Origin of the sequence: Nonomuraea aurantiaca, from assembly GCF_020215705.1 — a bacterium.
In the GTDB taxonomy this organism is placed as follows: domain Bacteria; phylum Actinomycetota; class Actinomycetes; order Streptosporangiales; family Streptosporangiaceae; genus Nonomuraea; species Nonomuraea aurantiaca.
In genome coordinates, this window is the sequence record NZ_JAIWNB010000038.1 from 44,708 (window position 1) to 65,214 (window position 20,507).

Below are 20,507 nucleotides of genomic sequence, written 5' to 3' on the forward strand. Positions count from 1 at the left end.
CGTCAAGCTGAGGAAGTCCAGGCTGCCGGAGCTGTACCCGATGGTCCCAGGTGCGTCGCCGAAGTAGCAGGCGCGAGATCAGCTCGCCCGGCTTGGACCACTCGTGCGTCGGGGCCGGGAAAGACGAGGGTCTCGCGTTCGGTGTCCAGCCAGCGGACCAGGTAGGGCGGTGAGCCGTCCGGGTGGTCCACCTGCATGATGAATCCTTCATGGCGCGTGCTGGTGCCACGTGTGGCCTCCACGATCAGTCGATCACCCACTGCCGCCTTCATGGCGATCTCCTCTTCTCCGGGTACTAAGCGGTGGTATTTACCCGCTTTCACCCTGCAGGGTTCGGTCGGTATCCAGCAGGGCCGGAGGTCTCCTCGGCGGGGGACCTTCGGCCCTCAGAAGTCCGGTCTGAGGTGCCGGTCGAACAAAGGCACGGGTGGAACCGAAGCTTGTGCCCAGGCCGCCACAGCGCGCTGCCTGCACGTATATGGGCGCACCTGCCCGATCTCGACGTTCGTCAGGCGGTGTGCAGATCGAGCATGAAGGCCGCGGCCAGTGCAGGTGCGCATGGCCATGCGGCGGCACAGGAGAGACAGGCGTGCCCCGAATCCGCGCGGTGCACATCCAGCGCATCGGCCGCTCTCGCGAAGTACGTCTCGATCAGCGGGTCATTTTCGGTGCGCATTACACCCAAGAAAGCCGACATTTCGATCACCCTTGTCCGCTCAGGATTTCGTGGTGACCTCACCCTCTCTCCGATCTTCTTCGCACGCCCGGGGGCGAACGTCCTGGAGTGGTGTGACCTAAGTCACCATGGCAGGCTGGATCCGCGTACCGCAATCGCCGGGCGCGACCGGCGCGAACTCAGCCAGGCCTCCGCTGGCCGCGGGACGTTCCGTTGCGCGGCTGAACGCGCGACAACGTTGATCTTCGGCCCCGACGCGTTCAGCGAGTAGCGCGGCGACCAGGCTCTTGTCCACGACCCCCCGACGCTGTCCCGCCGGCCGCCGCTCCCACCTGCCATCACCACCTAGCCGTCGATCACAGTCCAGACCTGCCCTCTCAGCTCAGATGGGCAGACCGCGTGCACGATACCTGCCATTCGCCCTGTCTGGATGGGACCTTCGCTCCTGGTTTGACAGTTCATCCCGTGCGAAAACAGGTAGGGGAAATGATGCGGCGCCCCGATGCGGCCGACCGGAAGACAGCAGGTCAGAGAGGAAGACATGGTGATTCCCGCGCCCTCTGGGTTGTCGTCTGCGGAGGCGGCCGTGCGTCTGGAGCGGGATGGGGCCAACCTGCTCCCGCAGAAGCCGCCCGTTCCGTTGTGGCGGCGGGTGATGGCCCAGCTTCGCGATCCGCTGATCGTCGTTCTGCTCGTGGCGGCGGCGTTGACCATCGTCACGGGCGACTGGACCGACACCGCCGTCATCATGCTCGTGGTCGTGGTCAACACCTCCGTCGGGGTGGCACAGGAGGTGCGCGCCGACCGAGCCATCACGGCGTTGTCACAGCTCACGGCCCCTGTAGCCCGCGTGATCCGGGACGGTTCCCAGACACAGATTCCGGCAGCCGATGTCGTTGTGGGAGACCTGCTGGTGCTGGCCGAAGGCGACATCATCGTGGCCGACGCCACGGTGGTGGAGTCGGCGGCGTTGCTCATCGACGAGTCGTCCTTGACCGGTGAGTCGGTGCCGGTGGACAAGGCCGGCGACGACCCGGTCTCCTCGGGCACCGTCGTGGTGCGAGGGCGTGGCCGGGCGGTGGTCACTGCCGTCGGGGCGGCCAGCGCGAGCGGCCGTATCGCGTCCATGATGGTCAAGGGAGCCGGTCTGACGCCGTTGCAACGGCGGCTGATGGGGGTGGGGCGCCTGCTGGCCGGCATCACGGTGTTGCTGTCCGCGGTGGTGCTGGCCCTGGGGCTGGTCCGCGGGCAGCCGGTCGAGCTGATGGTGGTGACCGCGATCAGTCTGGTGGTCGCGGCCGTGCCCGAGTCGCTGCCCGCCGTTGTGACCTTGAGCCTGGCGTTGGGCGCTCGCCGGATGGCCGCGCGCGACGCTCTCGTACGCAGGCTGTCCGCTGTGGAGACGCTGGGCTCGGTGACCGTGCTCGCCACCGACAAGACCGGGACCCTCACCGAGGGCCGGATGGTCACCCGGCACCTCTGGACCCCCGCAGGGGAGGCCACGATCACCGGCTCCGGATACGCACCCGACGGCGAGGTCGAACGCGACGGCTCCCTCGACGGAGCGATCCTCACCGATCTGCTGACGGCGGCCGTACTGTGCAACGACGCGAGGTTGTCACCGCCGCAGGACACCGGCGAGGAGTGGGCGGCGCTGGGCGACCCGACCGAGGCGGCCTTGCTCGCCGCCGCCGCCAAGCTCGGCCTGGACCGCGAGGAACTGCAGGGGCGTTTCCCGCGCGTCGCCGAGCGTCCCTTCGACAGTGAACGCAAGCGGATGAGCACCGTGCATCGCCTGCCCGGCGGACATGGCCGGGTGATCTGCAAGGGGGCACCCGAAGCGCTGCTCCACCCGCCTGTCCTGGTCGACGATCCCGTGCTGCTGGCCCGCGCGGCCGAGCGGGCCGAGCAGCTCGCCCAGGCCGGATACCGGGTCCTGGCGGTGGCGAGCACCGATCTGGACACTGTTCCGGAAACAGTGTGGGAGAGCGGCTTGTCGTTGCTCGGACTGGTCGCGATCCTGGATCCGCCGCGTCCTGCGGCGGCGGCCGCGATCGCCGCCTGCAAGCAGGCCGGAATCAGACCGCTCCTCATCACCGGCGATCACCCCGGGACCGCACGCGCCGTCGCCACCGATCTGGGCATCATCGCCGCCGGCGACCCGGTCGTGGACTGCCGCGACCCCGCAGCACCCGATCAGGCCGCGGCCGGGGTGTATGCCCGGGCCACCCCGGGGCAGAAGCTCGAGATCATCCAGGGTCTGCGGGATCGCGGCGAGACCCTCGCCATGACCGGTGACGGCGTCAACGACGGCCCGGCGCTGCGACGCGCCGACATCGGTGTGGCCATGGGCAAACGGGGCACCGAGGTTGCCCGTCAGGCGGCCGACCTCGTTCTCGCCGACGACAACCTGGACACCGTTGTCGCGGCCGTCGAGGAGGGCCGCCGGGTCTACGCCAACATCCGCCGGTTCCTGGTCTACGGCCTGTCGGGCGGAGCCGCCGAGATCGCGGTGATGCTGCTGGGGCCGTTCGTCGGCCTCGCGCTCCCCCTGCTTCCCGCCCAGATCTTGTGGATCAACCTGCTCACCCATGGACTGCCGGGCGTGGCCCTCGGCGGCGAACCGGCCCTGCCCGGAGCCATGACCACCCCACCCCGGCCGCCCACCCAGAGCATCCTGGGCGCGGGGCTGTGGCAGCGCGTGATCCGGATCGCCGTCGTCCTGACCGCCGTCACCCTGGGCGTCGCCGTCTGGGCCGACCTGACGGGACGTCCGTGGCAGAGCATGGCCTTCTTCGCCCTTGGCGCCACCCAACTCGGCGTCGCGCTCGGTTCCCGCACCAGACCCGGCTCGCTGGCCAACCCCATGCTGCTGTTCGCCGTCGCCGGCGCGTTCGTCCTGCAGCTCGCCGGACTGTACCTCCCGCCGCTACGCGAACTGCTCGGCACCGAACCACTGCCCCTGGGCGACCTGCTGATCGTCACCGCGCTGTCCACCCTCGGCTACGCCGCCGTCCGCCTCGACCGGATCCTTCACCCCGCCCGCCCGCCACAGCCCCTCCCACCAGGCGCCCCCGCCCATGCCCACCAGCTCGACCACAGCGATCAATCCCGCGCGTGACCCGTGCGGGTCGGGACAACGTTTAGCATGGTCAGCTGGGCTAACGCGGTGGCCATCGGGGTGCAGAGCTGCATAGTCAGCGTAGGCGGCCGCGACAGTTTCGGCGTTCGGCTGTCGTTGTCGTGTTCCATCGAGGGCACGGCACCTCGCCGCCATCCAAGTGACCCGGATGGGGACCGATCGCCGCCCACCTGTGAAGTCGTACCGCCCGCGACGGACAGTAGGGCCGTTGGTCCGACCGGCTTGTGGACTTTCGCCTCTGCCATGCGTCGAGTCCATCCGATGGGATGAAGGCATATAGGCCACTGAAGGAGGTTGGCGATCATGGAAGCCAAGCAGTGGACCGTGCAGATCTACCTCACGCAGGAGAGCGACGACACCACCGCGCGAGCGGTCCTGACCACCAGGGATGCCACGCGGCTGACGGGCACGGGCCACGCCCGGCGCAACCCGGCCGACCCCGCCGTGCCCGAGATCGGCGACGAGCTAGCCGCCTCACGCGCCCTGGCGGATCTCGTCGAGAAGCTGGCCCGCATCACGCAACACGACATCACCGAACTCGCCGATTCTGCCGTGCCGAGCCGTTCATGGTGAGCCCGGCCGTCGCCAGCGTTAACGGCAGTCCCGTCTCCTTGCGCGCGGCCGCCTGGGCGGGCAAGGAGGCAGAGTTGCGCCGGGCCCCGCTGCTCATGCTGCACGCCCTCCCAGCCCGTATGAGGCGGCGGCTCGCTGCCGCGGTGCGGACGCTACTGGACGGTGCCGTGCTCCGCACCACACAGCCCCACATCAGCGTCATCACCCAGGTGGTCACCGGGTCACCGGTTCTGGCCCTAGTCGAGCGTGTCACCGATGCCCAGCTGCTGGTCACCGTGGGCGCGGCCTTGCCCAATGATGACCAGCGCCTGCGTGCGACGGTGACGGGCGTGGGGTCATGATGGGGAACATGGGGTCAGACAGCCGATTCGACGCTTTTCGCGCCTTGGCCGAGCGTCGTGGGCGTCCTGGCATCCGGTTGCTGGAGGCTTTGTCCGACGCGGCGAAGACTGGGCGGGAGGCCGCCGAGGTGTTTGCTCCTGAGGTCGCCGATCGGTTTGGCCTGCCAGCGGCGGCGGGGCTCGGGCCGGCCACCTTCTACGCCGATCTGGCCGCTCCTCACGGTCGCCGTCATGTGCGGGTCTGTACCGCTGCGGCGTGCTTCGCCGCAGGGGCGGGTCGGCATGTTCGTGAGGTGGAGGAGGTGCTCGGCGTCGCGGCAGGTCACGTCGATGCGGCGGCGGAGGTCTCGCTGCAGGGTGTCCGGTGTCTTGGCTACTGCTATGCCGGTCCCGCCTGCCTCGATGGCGACACGCCGTGTACCGGGCCGGTGCTGGCCGATCAGCTCTCTGGCCGCGCGGAACCTCATGCTCCCCCGATACCGGCCGTCGATGCCACCGGTGCTCCTGTGGTGCTGGCCGGCGTCGTCGGGGGAGAGGACGCCTGGCAGGTGTGGCCCGGCATTGTGCGGACGCGCACGCCGGAGCAGGTCCTTGCCGAGGTGGCGGCCTCCGGGCTGCGGGGGCGCGGAGGAGCCGGGTTTCCGGTGGCCGCCAAGTGGGCCGCCGCGGGGCGCTCGCCCGACACGGTGGTGGTGGCCAACGGCGATGAGGGCGATCCGGGTTCGTACGCCGATCGGCTGCTGATGGAGACTGATCCGGGGAGGGTGCTGGAGGGGCTGGCTCTGGCTTGTTTCGCCTGCGGAGGCCGCCGTGGTGTGGTGCTGGTCCGGTCGGAGTATCCGCGCGCGCTGGCCCGGATGCGGGTCGCGGTCGAGTGGGCACGCGCCGAGGGGCATCTGGGGCGGCGGATCCATGACACTGATGTCGATCTCGACGTTGAGGTGGTTGACGGCTCGGGCTCTTATGTCGCAGGCGAGGAGACCGCCCTTGTCGCCGGACTTGAAGGCGGGCGCGGCTGTGCGCGGCCGCGTCCGCCCTACCCGACGCAGCGGGGTCTGTGGGATGCCCCCACCGTGGTGAACAACGTCGAAACGCTGGCCGCGGTCCCGTGGATCGTCGCTCGCGGCGGAGACGCCTATGCCGCACGCGGCACGCCGTCGGAGTCCGGTACGAAGCTGGTCTGCCTGTCTGAGCGGTTCGCCCGGCCTGGCTGCTACGAGGTCGAGCTCGGCATGCCCGTGCTCAGGATCGTCGTCGAGCTGGGCGGTGGCCTGCGTGAGGGCTCGGATCTGACCGTTTTGCAGGTCGGCGGGCCTCTGGGCGGCTTCCTTGCTGCCGACCAGCTCGACGTGCCGCTGTCGGAGGCGGATCTGGCCGGTCGCGGCGCGGCTCTCGGGCATGCCGGACTGGTCGCCTTCGACCAGCATGTCGAGCCCGAAGAGGTGTTGCGCCATGTATGGGAGTTCGCCGCCGCGGAGAGCTGCGGCGCGTGCTCACCGTGCCGGGTCGGGTCCCGCCGCGGCTTGGAGATCGTCCGGACCGGTGCGCCGGCCGACGCGGAGTACGCGCGGCTGCTCCAGGTCATGGGTGAGGCCAGCCTGTGTGCTTTCGGGCGGCGAGTACCGGCGGCGGTGCGCAGCCTCGCCCGCGCCTACGGCGAACGGCTAGCGAGGTGGGACCGGTGAGGGTCCGGGTCGACGGGGTGACCGCTCAGGTGGCGGATGACGCCTCGGTGCTCGATGCCGTGCGTGCGACCGGCGGCGAGTTGCCCACGTTGTGCAACGATGACCGTCTGACTCCGGTTGGCTCCTGCCGTACCTGCCTGGTGAGATCCGGTGGAAAGGTGGTGGCCGCGTGCGTGACTCCGGCCGCCGATGACGCCCTGATCGAGGTCGCGGCCGACGATCTGCGAGCGTTGCGTCGCGAGGCGGTCGAGCTGATCGTCTCGGCTCTGCCGCCCTACACTCTTGACGGTGGCCCCGGCGGCAGCGAACTGGCCAGGGTCTGCCACTCGCTGGGGATCGCGCCGCAGGCCGCCCAAGGGCTCGGCGGTCGGGGACGTGATGACAGCCACCCCTACGTCCACCTCGACCGGGACCTGTGCATCGCCTGCGGCCGGTGCGTGCGGATGTGCGCCGAGGTGCAGGGCACGTTCGCCCTCACCTTGGTAGGGCGGGGTGCCGATACGGTGGTCGCGCCTGGCACGGGAGGATTGTGGGCGGACTCCGATTGCGTCGCCTGTGGTGGCTGCGTCGACTCCTGTCCCACCGGCGCGCTCACCGAGCCCGGCCTGCCCATCGGCGGCAGGACACCGGAGCCGGCACGTACCCGCACCACGTGTGGCTACTGCGGGGTGGGCTGCTCGCTGGACGTGCTCACGCGCGAGGGCGGGGTGGTCGCGGTGCTGCCCGACCACGACGGCCCGGTCAATCGCGGGCACGCGTGCGTCAAAGGCCGTTTCGCCCACGGCTTCCTCAGCTCGCCCGAGCGTCTCACCCAGCCGCTGCTGCGCCGCGACGGCCGACTGGAGCCGGTGAGCTGGCGCGAGGCGCTCGAGCACGTCGCCCGAGGGCTACGGGCCGCGGTTGCCGAGGGCGGCCCCGACGCGGTGGCGGCGATCTCCTCGGCTAGGGCGACCAACGAGGAGAACTACCTGCTCCAGAAGTTCATGCGGGTGGTGATCGGCACCAACAACGTCGACAACTGCTCAAGGCTGTGCCATGCGCCATCGGCGGCCGGACTGACCGCGACGTTCGGCCTGTCCGGCGGCACCGACTGCTTCGACGACGTGGAGAGCGCCGATTGTCTGCTGCTGGTGGGCGCCAACCCGGCCGAGGCGCACCCGGTGGTCGGCGCGCGCCTGCTGCAGCGGGTCCTGCGCGGGGCGCGGCTCGTCGTGGCGGACCCTCGGGCGGTTGGCCTGGCCCGCTACGCCGACGTTCACCTGCGGCCCCGGCCCGGCACCAACGTCGCCCTCTTCCATGGGCTGGCTCACGTGATGCTCACCGAAGGCCTGATCGATGAGGAGTTCCTGCGCCGCCGAGCCACCGGCCTGCCGGAGCTCACCACGCTACTGGCGGACTACTCCCCGGACCGGACGGCCGCGATCACCGGCGTCCCCGCCGACGACGTGGTCGCCGCCGCCCGGCTCTTCGGCCGGGCCGAGAAGCCCGCGATCATCTACGGGCTGGGGGTCACCGAGCACCTGCACGGCACCGACGGCGTACGCACCCTGGCCAACCTGGCGATCCTGCGCGGAGCGGTCGGCACCGGCCGCGGCTTCGGGGTGAACCCGCTACGCGGCCAGAACAACGTCCAAGGCGCCTCCGACATGGGCGCGCTGCCGGACCTCCTGCCCGGATACGGGAAGGTGACCGACCCTGCCGCCCGAGCCCGAGCAGAGCGCGTGTGGGGCACATCAGTCCCGCAGCGGCCCGGAATGCGCATCCCAGAGATATTCGCCGCCGCGCGCGCGGGAGAACTGCGCGCGTTGTGGGTTATCGGAGAAGACGTGTGCGCCACCGATCCGGACAGCACACACGTCGCCCAAGCGCTCGAGACGTGCCCGCTCGTCGTGTGCAACGAGCTCTTCCTATCCGAAACCGCCCGCAGGGCCGACGTCGTGCTACCGGTCGCGTCCTGGCTGGAGAAGGAAGGCACCTTCGTCAACTTCGACCGTCGCTTCCAAAGGGTGCGAACCGCCCTCGACCCGCCGGGAGCGGCGATCACCGATTTCGAGGTCATCCACGCCCTCGCCGCAGCGCTCGACGCCGATCTGGGATGTCCCACCCCGGCAGAGGCACTGACCGAGTGCGGCCGACTGGCTCCCCCCTTCGCCGGACTGTCTCACGAACGCCTCGACCGCGAAGGCGCTGTCCCCTGGCCGTGCCCGGACCCCGACCGGCCCGGCGAGGTCTCGCTCTACCGGGAACGCTTCGCCACCCCCGATGGGCTGGCTCAGCTCAGCGCCGCGCCCTATCTACCGCCCGGCGAGCAGCCTGACGACCGTTACCCTCTGGTGCTGGTCACAGGACGGCGCTGGGCCCACTACAACTCCGGCGGCATGACCCGGCGCACGGACAATCTCCTCCTCGACTCCGTGGACCGGCTCGACATCCATCCCACCGACGCGGCCCGCTACGGCCTGCGCGACGGCGACCCGGTCGCGGTGGAGAGCCGCCACGGTCAGGCCCGCCTGATCGTCGGAACCAGCGACGCCATGGCTCCGGGCCAAGTCTTCTGCGCCTTCCACTTCCCTGCCAGCGGGGTCAACACCCTCACCTCTGACCGAGTCGACACCGTGACCTCATGCCCCGAATACAAAGTCACGGCTGTGCGGCTGACAGCGCTGAACCCCCTTACCGCTAAATGAATATCAAAGATGAATTTTCGGTGCTGAGAACTATTCCAAGCACGCCGATTCACGGCCTGCGACCTCGGCTAGGAGCGCCCGTCTAGGGCAGGCGAGATAGCGCCAAGAGTTTTATCGTCTGCGGGTCTCATCTCATCAGCTGGGGGAAAGCTCATGCGGCAAGGCCAGAGAATTCCTCTTCCGGGAGGCGGCAGTGAGCGATCAATATGCCGGTCGGCCCATTCTGGTCGGCTACGACGATTCGTCTGAGAGCCAGCAGGCGCTGCGCTGGGCAGTCGAGGAGGCGCGGCTGCGGGCGCTTCCTGTACTGGTCTGCCATGCCTGGCACTGGCCCTATGCCCTCAGACCTGTTCCGCAGGAGGTTTTGGCCCAGATCGAGCGAGTCGCCCGCGGTGTGCTGGACGATGGCGTCCGCCGCGCCCGGAACCTGGCTCCGGAGATAGACGCCCAGCCACTGCTGGGGAGAGGGACACCCTCAGCGGTGCTCCTGGAGGCCGCACGCGAGGCGGAGCTGACGGTGCTCGGATCTCGCGGGCAAGGAGGATTCGACGGCCTACGCATGGGGTCAGCCGCCGTACAAGTGCCCGCGCACAGCGTCAGGCCGGTCATCGTCGTACGGCCCCTGCCATCACCGAGCAGCCAGGAGGTCCGGATCGTGGTCGGCGTCGACGGCTCGCCCGCGAGCCTGGCGGCCCTCGATTTCGCTCTGGAGGAGGCCGCGCTGCGTGGCGGCACCGTGACGGCCCTGTGCTGCTGGGGAGATTGCGGATCATCGTCTTGGCAGGAGCCGCTTCCCTTCGTGGATTCGCACGCGCTGCGCAGGGGAGCCGAAGCCCGCTTCCATGAAGTCGCATCCCAGCTGGCGCGCAGACACCCCGATGTACCGGTCACGACGGAATTCGTGACCGAGCGGCCCCAGCGCGCACTGATCGACTCAGCCAAAGATGCGACGCTTCTCGTGCTCGGCAGCCGGGGAAACGAGTCACCAGCCTGCCTTCTGCTGGGACCGGTCACCCAGACCGCACTGCTCGAAGCCTGGTGCCCGGTCGCGGTAACCCCGCCCGGCTAGCTCAGGCGCCGGTCTGCCGCCTTCGCCTTCGTGGCGGTCGATGGACGCGTGGCCGCTCTACGTGGCCGTCTGTCCTTGGGGCGCAGCAGCGTGACCACCGATGGGGCGGGGTTCGGGCGGTGGGCAAGGCTCAGCGCGTGAAGTTCGTGCTCGATGGCGCGGGCGAACGGCTTGACCTCGGGCGCGCTGTCGTAGTCGCCGGTGACGCCGAACGTGACCTGATCACCGTACGTGAAGATCGACACGCCGGTACGCAGCCGCAACGCGATCGGGACGTACGGGAGGATCTCCAACGCCCGTCGGCCGAGCAGGTACAGCGGTTCGCGCGGCCCGGGCACGTTCGTGGTGACCGTGACGATGTGACGCTGCGGCAGGTGCGCAGCCAGCCGCAGTCCCCAGGAGATGGGCAGGAAGGGCTCGTGGCCGGCCAGCGCGGTCATCGCCTCCCCCGCCTGGGCCTCCCCGCTCGCCTTCAGCTCGGCGAGGTGCTCGTGTACGGCGCGCAGCCGCTCGACCGGATCGGCCACGTGCACCGGCAGGAACGCCAGCATCACCGACACTCGGTTCTCGCAAACGCCCTCCGCGCCTCGGGCGCGCACCGACACCGGGACCAGCGAGCGCACCGCGCGCGAGTGCGGCTCCTCACCGCGCTGGAGCAGCAGGTGGCGGAAACCACCGCTGATCGCGGACAGCACCACCTCGTTGACGGTGACATCCGCCCGGTGGGCGATCTCCTTGACGTCGGTCAGCGACGCGCGGGCCACGGTGTATCGCCGGTACCCACCGATCGGGCCGGTCAGGGTGGAGCCGCTCGCCGGCCACAGCGCGCCGGCCAGGGCGATCAGACCGCGCGCGGTGTCCGTCACGTGCTGGACGGTGGCGCGCGGCGCGGCCAGCGCCCTGCCGATCATGCGCGCCTGCTCGACCGGGTTGAGGAGCAGCTCGCGCAGCGCGCCCGCGGCCAGGCTCAGCGTGGACGGTTCGGGGGCCGGAGTCCACACGTCCGGCGGCGGCTCCGCTCCGCCCTCGGGCGACTCCTCGAAGATCACCTGGTAGAGGTGTGGGCCGGAATCCCCGTCGACCATGCAATGGTGCATTTTGGACACCAGCGCCCACCGGCCGCCGGACAACCCTTCGATCACCCAGTACTCCCACAAAGGCCGGGCGCGATCGAGTCGCTGCGACATGATGTCGCCGATCCGGTCGTGGAGCGCCGTGTCCTGACCCGGTGGAGCAAGAGCCACGCGCCGGACGTGATAGCTCAGATCGAACGCGGGGTCGTCCACCCAGACCGGCAAGCCGAGGTCGAGCGGCACCTGGCGGGCCTTCTGTCGGTAGCGCGGCACCAGCGGAAGCCGGGCCCTGATGGCCGCGAGGAACTCCTCCGGAGCGGGCGCCGGCCCTTCGAAGACGGCGACCGACGAGATCGCCATGGACACCTCGGGTTCCTCGTCTTCGAGATCCAGGAATGCCGCATCCAGCGGGCTCATGTGATCGGCCATGACCGTCTCACCTCTGTATTTGTCGATGTGCCCCCAGCGTCGTCTCGTGCTGGCAAGGCGGCCAGGGCACAAGGTCCCGGGCGGCTCGCCGTTATGCCCGATCTGTGAACGGGTGCGTGGCGGCGGGGAGCGGCACAGCGCGATGCCCACCCCCGGGCTGGGGGTGGGCATCGAGCGCGGGGGCGCACTACTTCAGGTAGGCGTTGCGTTGGATGATGGGGAGCTTGCCGAGTCCGAGGGTGGTGCCGGCGCCTGCCAGAGCGAGGCCGACCAGGACGATGGAGTAGATGATGTGGTCGTCCATGAAGGGGTTGTTGGCCAGGGGCAGTTCGGCGGCCCACATCAGGACCAGCATGAGTGTGCCGGTGACGGCCGCGATCCGCAGGCCAACGCCCAGGATGAGCGCGGTGCCGATGCCCAGCAGGCCGAGCATGAACAGCCAGTCCACCCAGGGCTGTCCGGCCAGCGTGCTGAAGAAGCCGCCGAGCGCGTTTTCGCCGGTGCCCTTGAGGAAGCCGGTGGTGGGGCTGCCGCCGGAGATCCAGGCGCGGTTGGCGGGGGTGGCGAAGCCCCAGCCGAAGGTCTTGTCCAGGAACGCCCACAGGAAGATCCAGCCGATCGAGATCCGGGCGATCGCCCAGACATAGTCGACCGGGCGAGTGGCGTTGTCCCTCGTGTTGACGTTCATGGGGGTTAAACGTGTGGTGGCCATGACGGCCCCCTTTCAGTGCGGATGGGCTGCTCTTCTCACACCTCGATCACACCGTTTCCGGTGACCGGCGGGCAGTGCCGTACGGCCCTCCATGCCGGGACCTTTGGCACTTCGTACGGCTATGCCGGTTTCGGTGTGGTGCGTCACCGTCACCGCATCCCCATACAGACCAAGGACCGGACGCTCTGGGACTTCCGCCCCTATCGGTCCGGAGCGCTTGGCTGTGGGATCGAGATGAAATCCGAAGGAGGGTCCACCATGCGGACCACTGTGAAAGACGTTATGACCACGCAGGTCGTCTCGGTCAACAGCAGCACCCCGTTCAAGGACATCGCCGAGGCGCTCATAGCGCATGGCGTCAGCGCCGTGCCGGTGGTTCACGAGAGCAACTATGTGCTCGGCGTCGTGTCCGAGGCGGACCTGCTGTGCAAGGAGGAGTTCCGTGAGCAGTGTTACGGCGACAATTACCAACCGCCGCTGCGCGCACGGCTGCGCCACCGGCTGTCGCAGGACGGGGGCAGTCTCCGGCAGAAGGCGGTGGGTGACACAGCCGCCGAGCTCATGACGTCGCCCGCGGTGACGGTCTCGCCCCGCTCCTCGACTGTCACGGCCGCCCGTCTCATGGACAAGCACGGCGTCAAGCGCCTGGTCGTCGCCGAAGACGGCTATCTCGAAGGAATCGTCAGCAGACGCGATCTGCTCAAGACGTTCGTGCGGGCCGATTCCGACATCGCCCGCGAGATCCGCGAGGAGGTGCTGGAGCGCTCGTTGTCGATGGAGACCTTGGGCGTTGCCGTGCATGTCGACCAGGGGTTGGTAACGCTGAGCGGTTGGATGGACCGACGCAGCGAAGTCATGCTCGCGACACGTATGACCCGCCGCGTCAACGGCGTCGTCGACATCATCGACAAGCTGAGCTGGAAGCACGACGACTCCACGCGTGCCGGCGACACCTTTTCCGGCCCGTCCTAATCCCGTGGACGCCACTTTCCGCCCTGATGCTCTGGAGCGATCAGCGAGTGTCCTCGGCCGCGGTGTCCTTGGCTCCTTCCTGCCTGACCACCGCAGGGAGGACGGAGCCTGATGCAGTTTCGTCGTGCTCGCCGTCGGTTGGCCGGCGGCCGTCAGCGTGACGGTTCCCAGCCGCGCCGGGGCGTGCGGGCGCCGGTCGGCTGGTCGGCTCGGCTGCGGTAGACGATATAGGGGCGAGTCAGGTAGCCGATGGGCGCGGTGAGCATGTGCACCAGCCGGGTGAACGGCCAGATGGCGAACAGCAACAGCGCGCTGAGGGCGTGCAATTGGAACAGGATCGGCGCGCCGGCCATCAGCGCGGGGTCCGGGCTAAAGGAGAAGATCGACCGGAACCAGGGTGAGATGGTGGTGCGGTAGTCGTAGCCGGTGCCGACGACATTCGCGACGACCGTGGCGGCCAGCCCGAGCACGATGGTGACGCTCAGCACGGCGTACATGAGCTTGTCGTTGCGGGTGGTGGCGGTGAACACCGGTCCGACGGTGCGGCGCCGGTAGATGAGGATTGCCAGGCCGCCGAGGGTGGCGATGCCCGCGATGGTGCCGAGCACGACGGCGCCGGCGTGGTAGGCCTCCTCGCTCACGCCTACCGCCTCGGTCCAGCTCTTGGGGATGACCAGCCCGCCGATGTGGCCGAGCAGGACGACCAGGATGCCGAAGTGGAACAGTGGGCTGCCGATGCGCAGCAGCCGCGACTCGTACATCTGCGACGAGCGGGTGGTCCAGCCGAACTTGTCGTAGCGGTAGCGCCACATGTGGCCGAGCACGAACACGGTGAGTGCCACGTAGGGCGCCACCACCCACAGCAGGACGTCGAGGGCGTTCACCGGGATGCCTCCATGACGGCGTAGGGTTCCAGTCCGACTTCCTCGGCGGGCGGTCCTTCGGCCGCCAGCCGCAGCGCGGCCTCTTTCTCGCGCGGGCCGGCTGGGGGCAGCGTGGCCGTCACGGCGGCCACCACGTCGGCGTACGGCGAGCGCTCGTCCTCCAGCGCCGTGTGCAGCAGCTCCAGGCCCGCCCGGTGCTCCTGTAGCAGGCGCCGCGCCTCCCGCACGGCGCCGCGGGCCGACAGCTCGCACACCACCGCCACGTGGTCGGGCAGTTCTCCGTCGGCGACCTCGAAGCCCGCGGCGCGCAGGGCGTGCTTGAAACGCAGCAGTGCCCCGCCGCGCTTGCGGGTGTCGCCGTAGGCGTAGTACGTCAGGTACGGGCAGCAGCGCCGCTTGAGGTCGAAGGTCGCCACGTAGTGGGCGGCCAGGTCGGCCTGCGCGGTGCCGGCGGCGTGGTCAAGAAAGGCGCTCAGGTGGTCGCGGACCTCCCCGGCGGGCAGCGCGTCCACCGCCTCGGCCAGCACCTGCCGGGCGCCGTACAACCGGTCGTCGGGGTAGCCGAGCAGCACCGACGCCACCATGTGGGCGGCACGCAGCTCGCTTTCTCCCAGATCGATCATGATTTGTCCCGGTTTCTTTTAGGGAACAGCCCGTCAGGGGTGCCCTTGCCGTCCCAGTTGAGGAGGTTGACGCGGCCGCGCAGCTCGCCGGCGTCCTCCAGGTCGTCGCCGGCCTGCCGCTCGCGCAGCGCGTGGAAGTTCTCCACCGCCATCGGGGCGGGCATGCCGGAGGCCTCGCCGAACGGGCCGTTCATGCCGGGGCCGCCGTCGTAGTCGAGGCTGCACCCGGTGGCGGTCTCCTCCAGTTGCGCGCCCTGCTCGGCGTGGGCTTTGGGGATGACGTACCGCTCGTCGTAGGGGGCGAGGGCGAGCAGCCGGTGCATGCCTTCGACCTGCCCGCCGCTCATTCCCACGGCGGCGGCGATCGATTCGTCGGGGTCCTGGCCGAGGTTGAGTCGGCGCATGTAGGAGCGCATGGCGGCCAGGCGGCGCAGCGCGGCCCGCACCGGCTCGGGGTCGCCGGCGGTGAACAGTTCGGCCAGGTAGCCGATCGGGATGCGCAGGGCGTCGATCGCGCCGAACAGGTTGCCGGCGTCCTCGCCGTCGTGGCCGGTGTTCGCCAGCACGTCGACCACGGGCGACAGTGGCGGGATGTACCAGACCATCGGCATCGTGCGGTACTCCGGGTGCAGCGGGAGCGCCACGCCGTACTCGAAGATCAGCTTGTGGATCGGGGAGTTGCGTGCCGCCTCCAGCCAGTCCTCGGGGATGCCCGCCGTGCGGGCGGCGGCGATCACCTCGGGGTCGTGCGGGTCCAGTAGGACGCTCTTCTGCGCCTCGTACAGGTCCTTCTCGTCCGGGACGGAGGCGGCCTCGGCGACGCGGTCGGCGTCGTAGAGGAGCAGACCGAGGTAGCGCAGGCGGCCGACGCACGTCTCCGAGCAGACTGTGGGGATGCCGACCTCGACCCGGGGGTAGCAGAAGGTGCATTTCTCGGCCTTGCCGGTGCGGTGGTTGAAGTACACCTTCTTGTACGGGCAGCCGGTCACGCACATCCGCCAGCCCCGGCAGCGGTCCTGGTCGACCAGGACGATGCCGTCCTCGGAGCGCTTGTACATTGCGCCGGATGGGCAGGAGGCCACGCAGGAGGGGTTGAGGCAGTGCTCGCAGATGCGCGGCAGGTAGAACATGAACGCCTGCTCGAACTCCAGCTTCACCTGGTCCGACAGCTTGCGTAGCACCGGGTCGGCGGAGGTGAGCTCCGGGCCGCCGGCGAGGTTGTCGTCCCAGTTCGCGCTCCAGGTGATCTTCGTGTTCTTGCCTGTGATCAGCGACTTGGGCCGGGCGACGGGCGTGTCTTCGGAGGCGGGAGCCGAGAAGAGCCGGTCGTAGTCGTAGGTCCAGGGCTCGTAGTAGTCCTGGATGGACGGCATGAGCGGGTTCGCGAAGATGGTGAACAGCTTCTTGAGCCGCCCGCCCGCCTTCAGCCGGAGCCGGCCGCGCCGGTTGAGCTCCCAGCCGCCCTTCCATTTGTCCTGATCCTGGTAGGTGCGCGGGTAGCCCTGGCCTGGGCGGGTCTCGACGTTGTTGAACCAGACGTACTCGACCCCGGCCCGGTTGGTCCACGCCTGCTTGCAGGTGACCGAACAGGTGTGGCAGCCGATGCACTTGTCCAAGTTCATTACCATGGCCAGCTGGGCCATCAGTCTCATGGCTCACTCCGTTCGCGGCTCGCTACGCTCGCGGGCATCAGTAGTCGACCTCCTGAGAGCGGCGGCGGATCACGGTGACCTCGTCGCGCTGGTTGCCGGTGGGCCCGAGGTAGTTGAAGGCGAAGCTCAGCTGGGCGTACCCGCCGATCAGGTGGGTGGGCTTGACCAGGAGCCGGGTGAGCGAGTTGTGGATGCCGCCGCGGCGCCCGGAGGTCTCGCTCTTGGGGACGTCCACCACGCGCTCCTGGGCGTGGTACATGTACACGGTGCCCTCGGGCATCCGGTGGGAGACGACCGCGCGGGCCACGACGACGCCGTTGCGGTTGACCGCCTCTACCCAGTCGTTGTCGGCGATCTTCGCCTTGGCCGCGTCGGCGGGGCTCATCCAGATGGTCGGGCCGCCTCGGGAGAGCGTGAGCATGAGCAGGTTGTCCTGGTATTCGGAGTGGATGGACCACTTGGAGTGCGGGGTGAGATAGCGCACGGTGATGCCGTCCACCCCCGATCGGCCGACGCCGGGCTCGCCGAACATCGCGGTCATGTTCAGCGGCGGCCGGTAGATCGGCAGCGCCTCGCCGGCCTCGTGGATCCAGTCGTGGTCGAGATAGAAGTGCTGGCGGCCGGTGAGCGTATGCCAGGGTTTGCGGTGCTCGACGTTGATGGTGAACGGCGAGTAGCGCCGCCCGCCGCTCTCGCTGCCCGACCATTCCGGCGAGGTGATCACGGGTACGGGCCGGGCTTGGGTGTCGGCGAAGGTGATCTGCTTGTGCTCGTCGGCCAGCCCGTCGAACGACGTCCCGGTACGGCGGCCCAGCGTGGCGAACCCCTGAGCGGCCAGGTGCCCGTTGGTGGTGCCCGACAGGGCCAGGATGGCCTCGCACATGTCGCAGTCGCGGGCCAGAGAGGGGCGGCCCTCGGCGACGCCGCCGCGGACGGTGCCGTTCATCCTGCCCAGCCGGTCGATCTCGCCGGAGACGTCGAACGTCAGCCCCTTGGTCGTGGCGCCGAGCCGTTCCAGCAGCGGACCGAGGGCGGCCATCTTCTCCGCCACCGCTCCGTAGTCGCGCTCCACCGTGACCAGCTTGGGGAAGTCGCGTCCCGGAGCAGGCGGCCGGCCCGTCGCGCGCCAGTCGTGCACCCGTCCGTGCGGGGTGGCCAATTCGTCGGGCGTGTCGTGCAGCAGCGGCACGGCCACCACGTCCGTGCGCGTGCCCAGGTGGGTCTTCGCGAGGTCGCTGAAGGCTTTGGCGATGGCGTGGAAGGCGGCGAAGTCGGTGCGGGTCTGCCAGGGCGGGTCGATCGCCGGGGTGAAGGCGTGCACGAACGGGTGCATGTCGGTCGAGGACAGGTCGTGCTTCTCGTACCAGGTGGCGGCGGGCAGCACGATGTCGGAGAACAGCGTGGTGGAGGTCATCCGGAAGTCCAGTGACAGCAGCAGGTCGAGTTTGCCGCGCGGCGCCTCCTGCGGCCAGGCCAGGCTCTGCGGCCGCTGTCCGGGCGCGGCCTCCTCGGCCCGTACGGCCGAGTCGGTGCCCAGCAGGTGGCGCAGGAAATACTCGTTGCCCTTGGCCGAGGAGCCGAGCAGGTTGGCCCGCCACACGGTCAGCACGCGCGGCCAGTTCGCGGGCGCGTCGGGGTCCTCGCAGGCGAACCCGAGCCGCCCCTGGGCGACCTGCTCGGCCACGTACGGCCCCGCCTCCGCGCCCGCCGCGGCGGCCTCGTCGGCCAGGTCGAGCGGATTGCGGTCGAAGGTCGGGTACGACGGCATCCAGCCCATCCGCGCCGACTGCGACAGCAGGTCAGCGGTGGCCTTGCCGGTGAACGCGCCGTCGCTGAGCGGCGAGGAGACGACGTCGGCCGAGTAGGTGTCGTAGCGCCACTGGTCGGTGTGCAGGTACCAGTAGGCGGTGCCGATCATCTGCCGGGGCGGGCGCGACCAGTCCAGGCCGAAGGCGAGCTGCGCCCAGCCGGTGATCGGCCGGCACTTCTCCTGGCCGACGTAGTGCGCCCAGCCTCCGCCGTTGACGCCCTGGCAGCCGGTCAGCGTGGTCAGCGCCAGGAACGAGCGGTAGATGGTGTCGGAGTGGAACCAGTGGTTCGTCCCCGCCCCCATGATGATCATGGATCGGCCGCTCGACTCCTCGGCGTTGCGGGCGAACTCCCGGGCGATGCGGGCCGCCGCCGCGGCCGGCACCGAGGTGAGCGCCTCCTGCCAGGCGGGGGTGTACGGCTCGGCCGCGTCGTCGTACCCGGACGGCCAGCGCCCCGGCAGCCCGTCGCGGGCCACGCCGTACTGGGCGAGCATCAGGTCGTACACCGTGGTGACCAGGTGGCCGCCGACCCGCCGCACCGGCACGCCACGCTCCAGCACTCCTTCGCCGTGACCGTCGAAGCGCGGCAGCGCAACCGCCGCTGCCTCCTGCCCGAGGCAGGTCAGCAGCGGGTCCACCTCGCCGAGGTCGAGATTCCAGCGGCCCTGCCCGTGGTCGGAGTAGCGGAAGGCGAGTGAGCCGTTCGGCACGACCGGCTCGCCGGTCCGCGCGTCCAGCAGGACCGTCGCGAACGCCGCCTCCTGACCTTCCTCTCCCAGGTCGGCCGCGGTGAGGAACTTGTCCGGCACATACGACCCGTCCCGCTCACGCAGCCGCACCAGGAACGGCAGGTCGGTGAACCGCTTGACGTAATCGGCGAAATACGCCGTTGGCCGGTCGACGAAGAACTCCTTGAGAATCACCTGCCCCATCGCCATGGCCAACGCCCCGTCCGTGCCCGGGTGCGGGGCCAGCCACTCGTCGGCGAACTTGGCGGCGTCGTTGTAGTCAGGCGCGAGCACCACCACCTTCTGGCCCCGATAACGCGCCTCTGCCATGAAGTGGGCGTCCGGCGTGCGGGTGACCGGGACGTTCGAGCCCCACAGCATCAGGTACGCCGCGTCCCACCAGTCGGCCGACTCCGGCACATCCGTCTGATCGCCGAACACCTGCGGCGAGGCCACCGGTAGATCGGCGTACCAGTCGTAGAACGACAGCATCGCCCCGCCGATCAACGACACGAACCGGGCGCCCACCGCGTGGGAGGCCATCGACATCGCAGGGATCGGGGAGAAACCAGCCACCCGGTCAGGGCCGTAGGTCTTGATGGTGTGCACGTGCGCCGCGGCGATGATCTCGGTGGCCTCATCCCAGGTGACGCGCACCAGGCCGCCCTTGCCGCGGGCCGACTGGTAGCGGCGGCGCTTGTCCGGGTCTGTAGTGATCTCCGCCCACGCCGCGACCGGATCACCCAGCCTCGCCCTGGCCTCCCGGTACATCTCCACCAGGACGCCCCTGGCGTACGGGAAGCGGACCCGGGTGGGCGAGTAGGTATACCAGGAGAAGGCGGCCCCGCGCGGGCAGCCCCGGGGCTCGTACTCCGGCCGGTCGCCGCCCACGCTGGGGTAGTCGGTCTGCTGCGCCTCCCAGGTGATCACGCCGTCCTTGACGTACACCTTCCAGGAACAGGAGCCGGTGCAGTTGACGCCGTGAGTGGAGCGTACGACCTTGTCGTGGCTCCATCGGTCGCGGTAGAACGCGTCGCCTTGGCGTCCGCCGATCTGGTGCAACGTCCGCAGGTCACTGGAGACTTCGCCGCGGCGCAAATGCCTTCCCATCTGGAGCAAGGCATCGCTGACCGGCCCGTCCATACCCGCCATACGCACAACTCCTTCATCTAGCGCACAAACCCGGACCTGCCCCGCCATCGGCGCTTTCATAGCCAGGTAGCGGCACGAAGACCCCGCGCCCGTTCGACCATCTCGCTACCTGCGCCGACCCGGTCCGGCGCCGGGGCCAGCATGACGCCTCCATCCTTGCTGCCAGCCATACGGCCACCTCAGGGTCTTTAGTCCCACCTTCAGACCCCCAAAGGCCCGAAACCTGCGATAACGGGCCAGGGTGGCCGGTTCAGGTGGCGGGCAACGCGGTCGGCGGCAGCACGACGCCGACCGACCA

The 20,507-nt window shown here is 69.5% G+C and carries 15 protein-coding genes; 7 read left to right on the top strand and 8 right to left on the bottom strand.

What is annotated here, in order from left to right; all coding sequences use genetic code 11:
* Positions 1-2 precede the first annotated feature (2 nt).
* Together LDL49_RS49600 and LDL49_RS49605 are read right to left on the bottom strand one after the other, a co-directional pair.
* Entirely contained in the window at positions 3-272 is a 270-nt protein-coding gene (locus tag LDL49_RS49600) for a DUF1918 domain-containing protein (protein WP_225301940.1), read from the bottom strand.
* 236 nt (positions 273-508) lie between these two features.
* Positions 509-697: a hypothetical protein gene (locus tag LDL49_RS49605; RefSeq protein ID WP_225301941.1), complete on the bottom strand. Its 189-nt coding sequence runs from the start codon at positions 695-697 to the stop codon at positions 509-511.
* A 520-nt stretch (positions 698-1,217) separates the two neighbouring features.
* On the opposite strand from LDL49_RS49605, the gene LDL49_RS49610 reads away from it, so the two are divergent.
* The 6 genes from LDL49_RS49610 to LDL49_RS49635 all read left to right on the top strand — a co-directional run bounded on the left by LDL49_RS49610 (position 1,218) and on the right by LDL49_RS49635 (position 10,173).
* Entirely contained in the window at positions 1,218-3,797 is a 2,580-nt protein-coding gene (locus LDL49_RS49610) for a cation-translocating P-type ATPase (protein WP_225301942.1), read from the top strand.
* A gap of 324 nt (positions 3,798-4,121) precedes the next feature.
* A complete protein-coding gene (locus LDL49_RS49615; RefSeq protein WP_225301943.1) occupies positions 4,122-4,391 on the top strand; it encodes a DUF1876 domain-containing protein in 270 nt (89 codons plus the stop codon).
* Complete coding sequence (locus tag LDL49_RS49620) at positions 4,385-4,732, top strand: adenine nucleotide alpha hydrolase family protein (protein WP_225301944.1); 348 nt, start codon at positions 4,385-4,387, stop codon at positions 4,730-4,732. Before LDL49_RS49615 ends, LDL49_RS49620 begins: the two co-directional genes overlap by 7 nt.
* Positions 4,729-6,417, top strand: a complete 1,689-nt coding sequence (locus LDL49_RS49625) for an NAD(P)H-dependent oxidoreductase subunit E (RefSeq protein WP_225301945.1) — start codon at positions 4,729-4,731, stop codon at positions 6,415-6,417. Before LDL49_RS49620 ends, LDL49_RS49625 begins: the two co-directional genes overlap by 4 nt.
* Positions 6,414-9,104, top strand: coding sequence for a formate dehydrogenase subunit alpha (gene fdhF / locus LDL49_RS49630; RefSeq protein WP_225301946.1), 2,691 nt, complete (start codon positions 6,414-6,416; stop codon positions 9,102-9,104). Before LDL49_RS49625 ends, fdhF begins: the two co-directional genes overlap by 4 nt.
* A 193-nt stretch (positions 9,105-9,297) precedes the next feature.
* Positions 9,298-10,173 (top strand): universal stress protein, encoded by an 876-nt coding sequence (locus LDL49_RS49635; RefSeq protein WP_225301947.1) that lies wholly within the window; start codon positions 9,298-9,300, stop codon positions 10,171-10,173.
* On the opposite strand, the gene LDL49_RS49640 is transcribed toward LDL49_RS49635, so the two are convergent.
* Positions 10,170-11,675 carry a WS/DGAT/MGAT family O-acyltransferase gene (locus tag LDL49_RS49640; RefSeq protein ID WP_225301948.1) on the bottom strand — a complete coding sequence of 502 codons (1,506 nt, stop codon included), beginning with the start codon at positions 11,673-11,675 and terminating at the stop codon, positions 10,170-10,172. The genes LDL49_RS49635 and LDL49_RS49640 overlap by 4 nt on opposite strands.
* Before the next feature lie 187 nt (positions 11,676-11,862).
* Entirely contained in the window at positions 11,863-12,387 is a 525-nt protein-coding gene (locus LDL49_RS49645) for a hypothetical protein (protein ID WP_225301949.1), read from the bottom strand.
* Between the two features lie 258 nt (positions 12,388-12,645).
* Between LDL49_RS49645 and LDL49_RS49650 the strand changes: the two genes are divergently transcribed.
* Complete coding sequence (locus LDL49_RS49650; protein ID WP_225301950.1) at positions 12,646-13,359, top strand: CBS domain-containing protein; 714 nt, start codon at positions 12,646-12,648, stop codon at positions 13,357-13,359.
* 152 nt (positions 13,360-13,511) lie between these two features.
* On the opposite strand, the gene narI is transcribed toward LDL49_RS49650, so the two are convergent.
* From narI to LDL49_RS49670, 4 genes are read right to left on the bottom strand one after another with little or no spacing between them, the layout of a single operon-like run.
* Positions 13,512-14,243, bottom strand: a complete 732-nt coding sequence (narI, locus tag LDL49_RS49655) for a respiratory nitrate reductase subunit gamma (RefSeq protein WP_225301951.1) — start codon at positions 14,241-14,243, stop codon at positions 13,512-13,514.
* Positions 14,240-14,866 (bottom strand): nitrate reductase molybdenum cofactor assembly chaperone, encoded by a 627-nt coding sequence (gene narJ, locus LDL49_RS49660; protein WP_225301952.1) that lies wholly within the window; start codon positions 14,864-14,866, stop codon positions 14,240-14,242. The genes narI and narJ overlap by 4 nt, the downstream gene beginning before the upstream one ends.
* A complete protein-coding gene (gene narH, locus LDL49_RS49665) occupies positions 14,863-16,518 on the bottom strand; it encodes a nitrate reductase subunit beta (protein WP_225301953.1) in 1,656 nt (551 codons plus the stop codon). Before narH ends, narJ begins: the two co-directional genes overlap by 4 nt.
* A 37-nt stretch (positions 16,519-16,555) precedes the next feature.
* Complete coding sequence (locus LDL49_RS49670; protein WP_225301954.1) at positions 16,556-20,209, bottom strand: nitrate reductase subunit alpha; 3,654 nt, start codon at positions 20,207-20,209, stop codon at positions 16,556-16,558.
* Positions 20,210-20,507 lie beyond the last annotated feature (298 nt).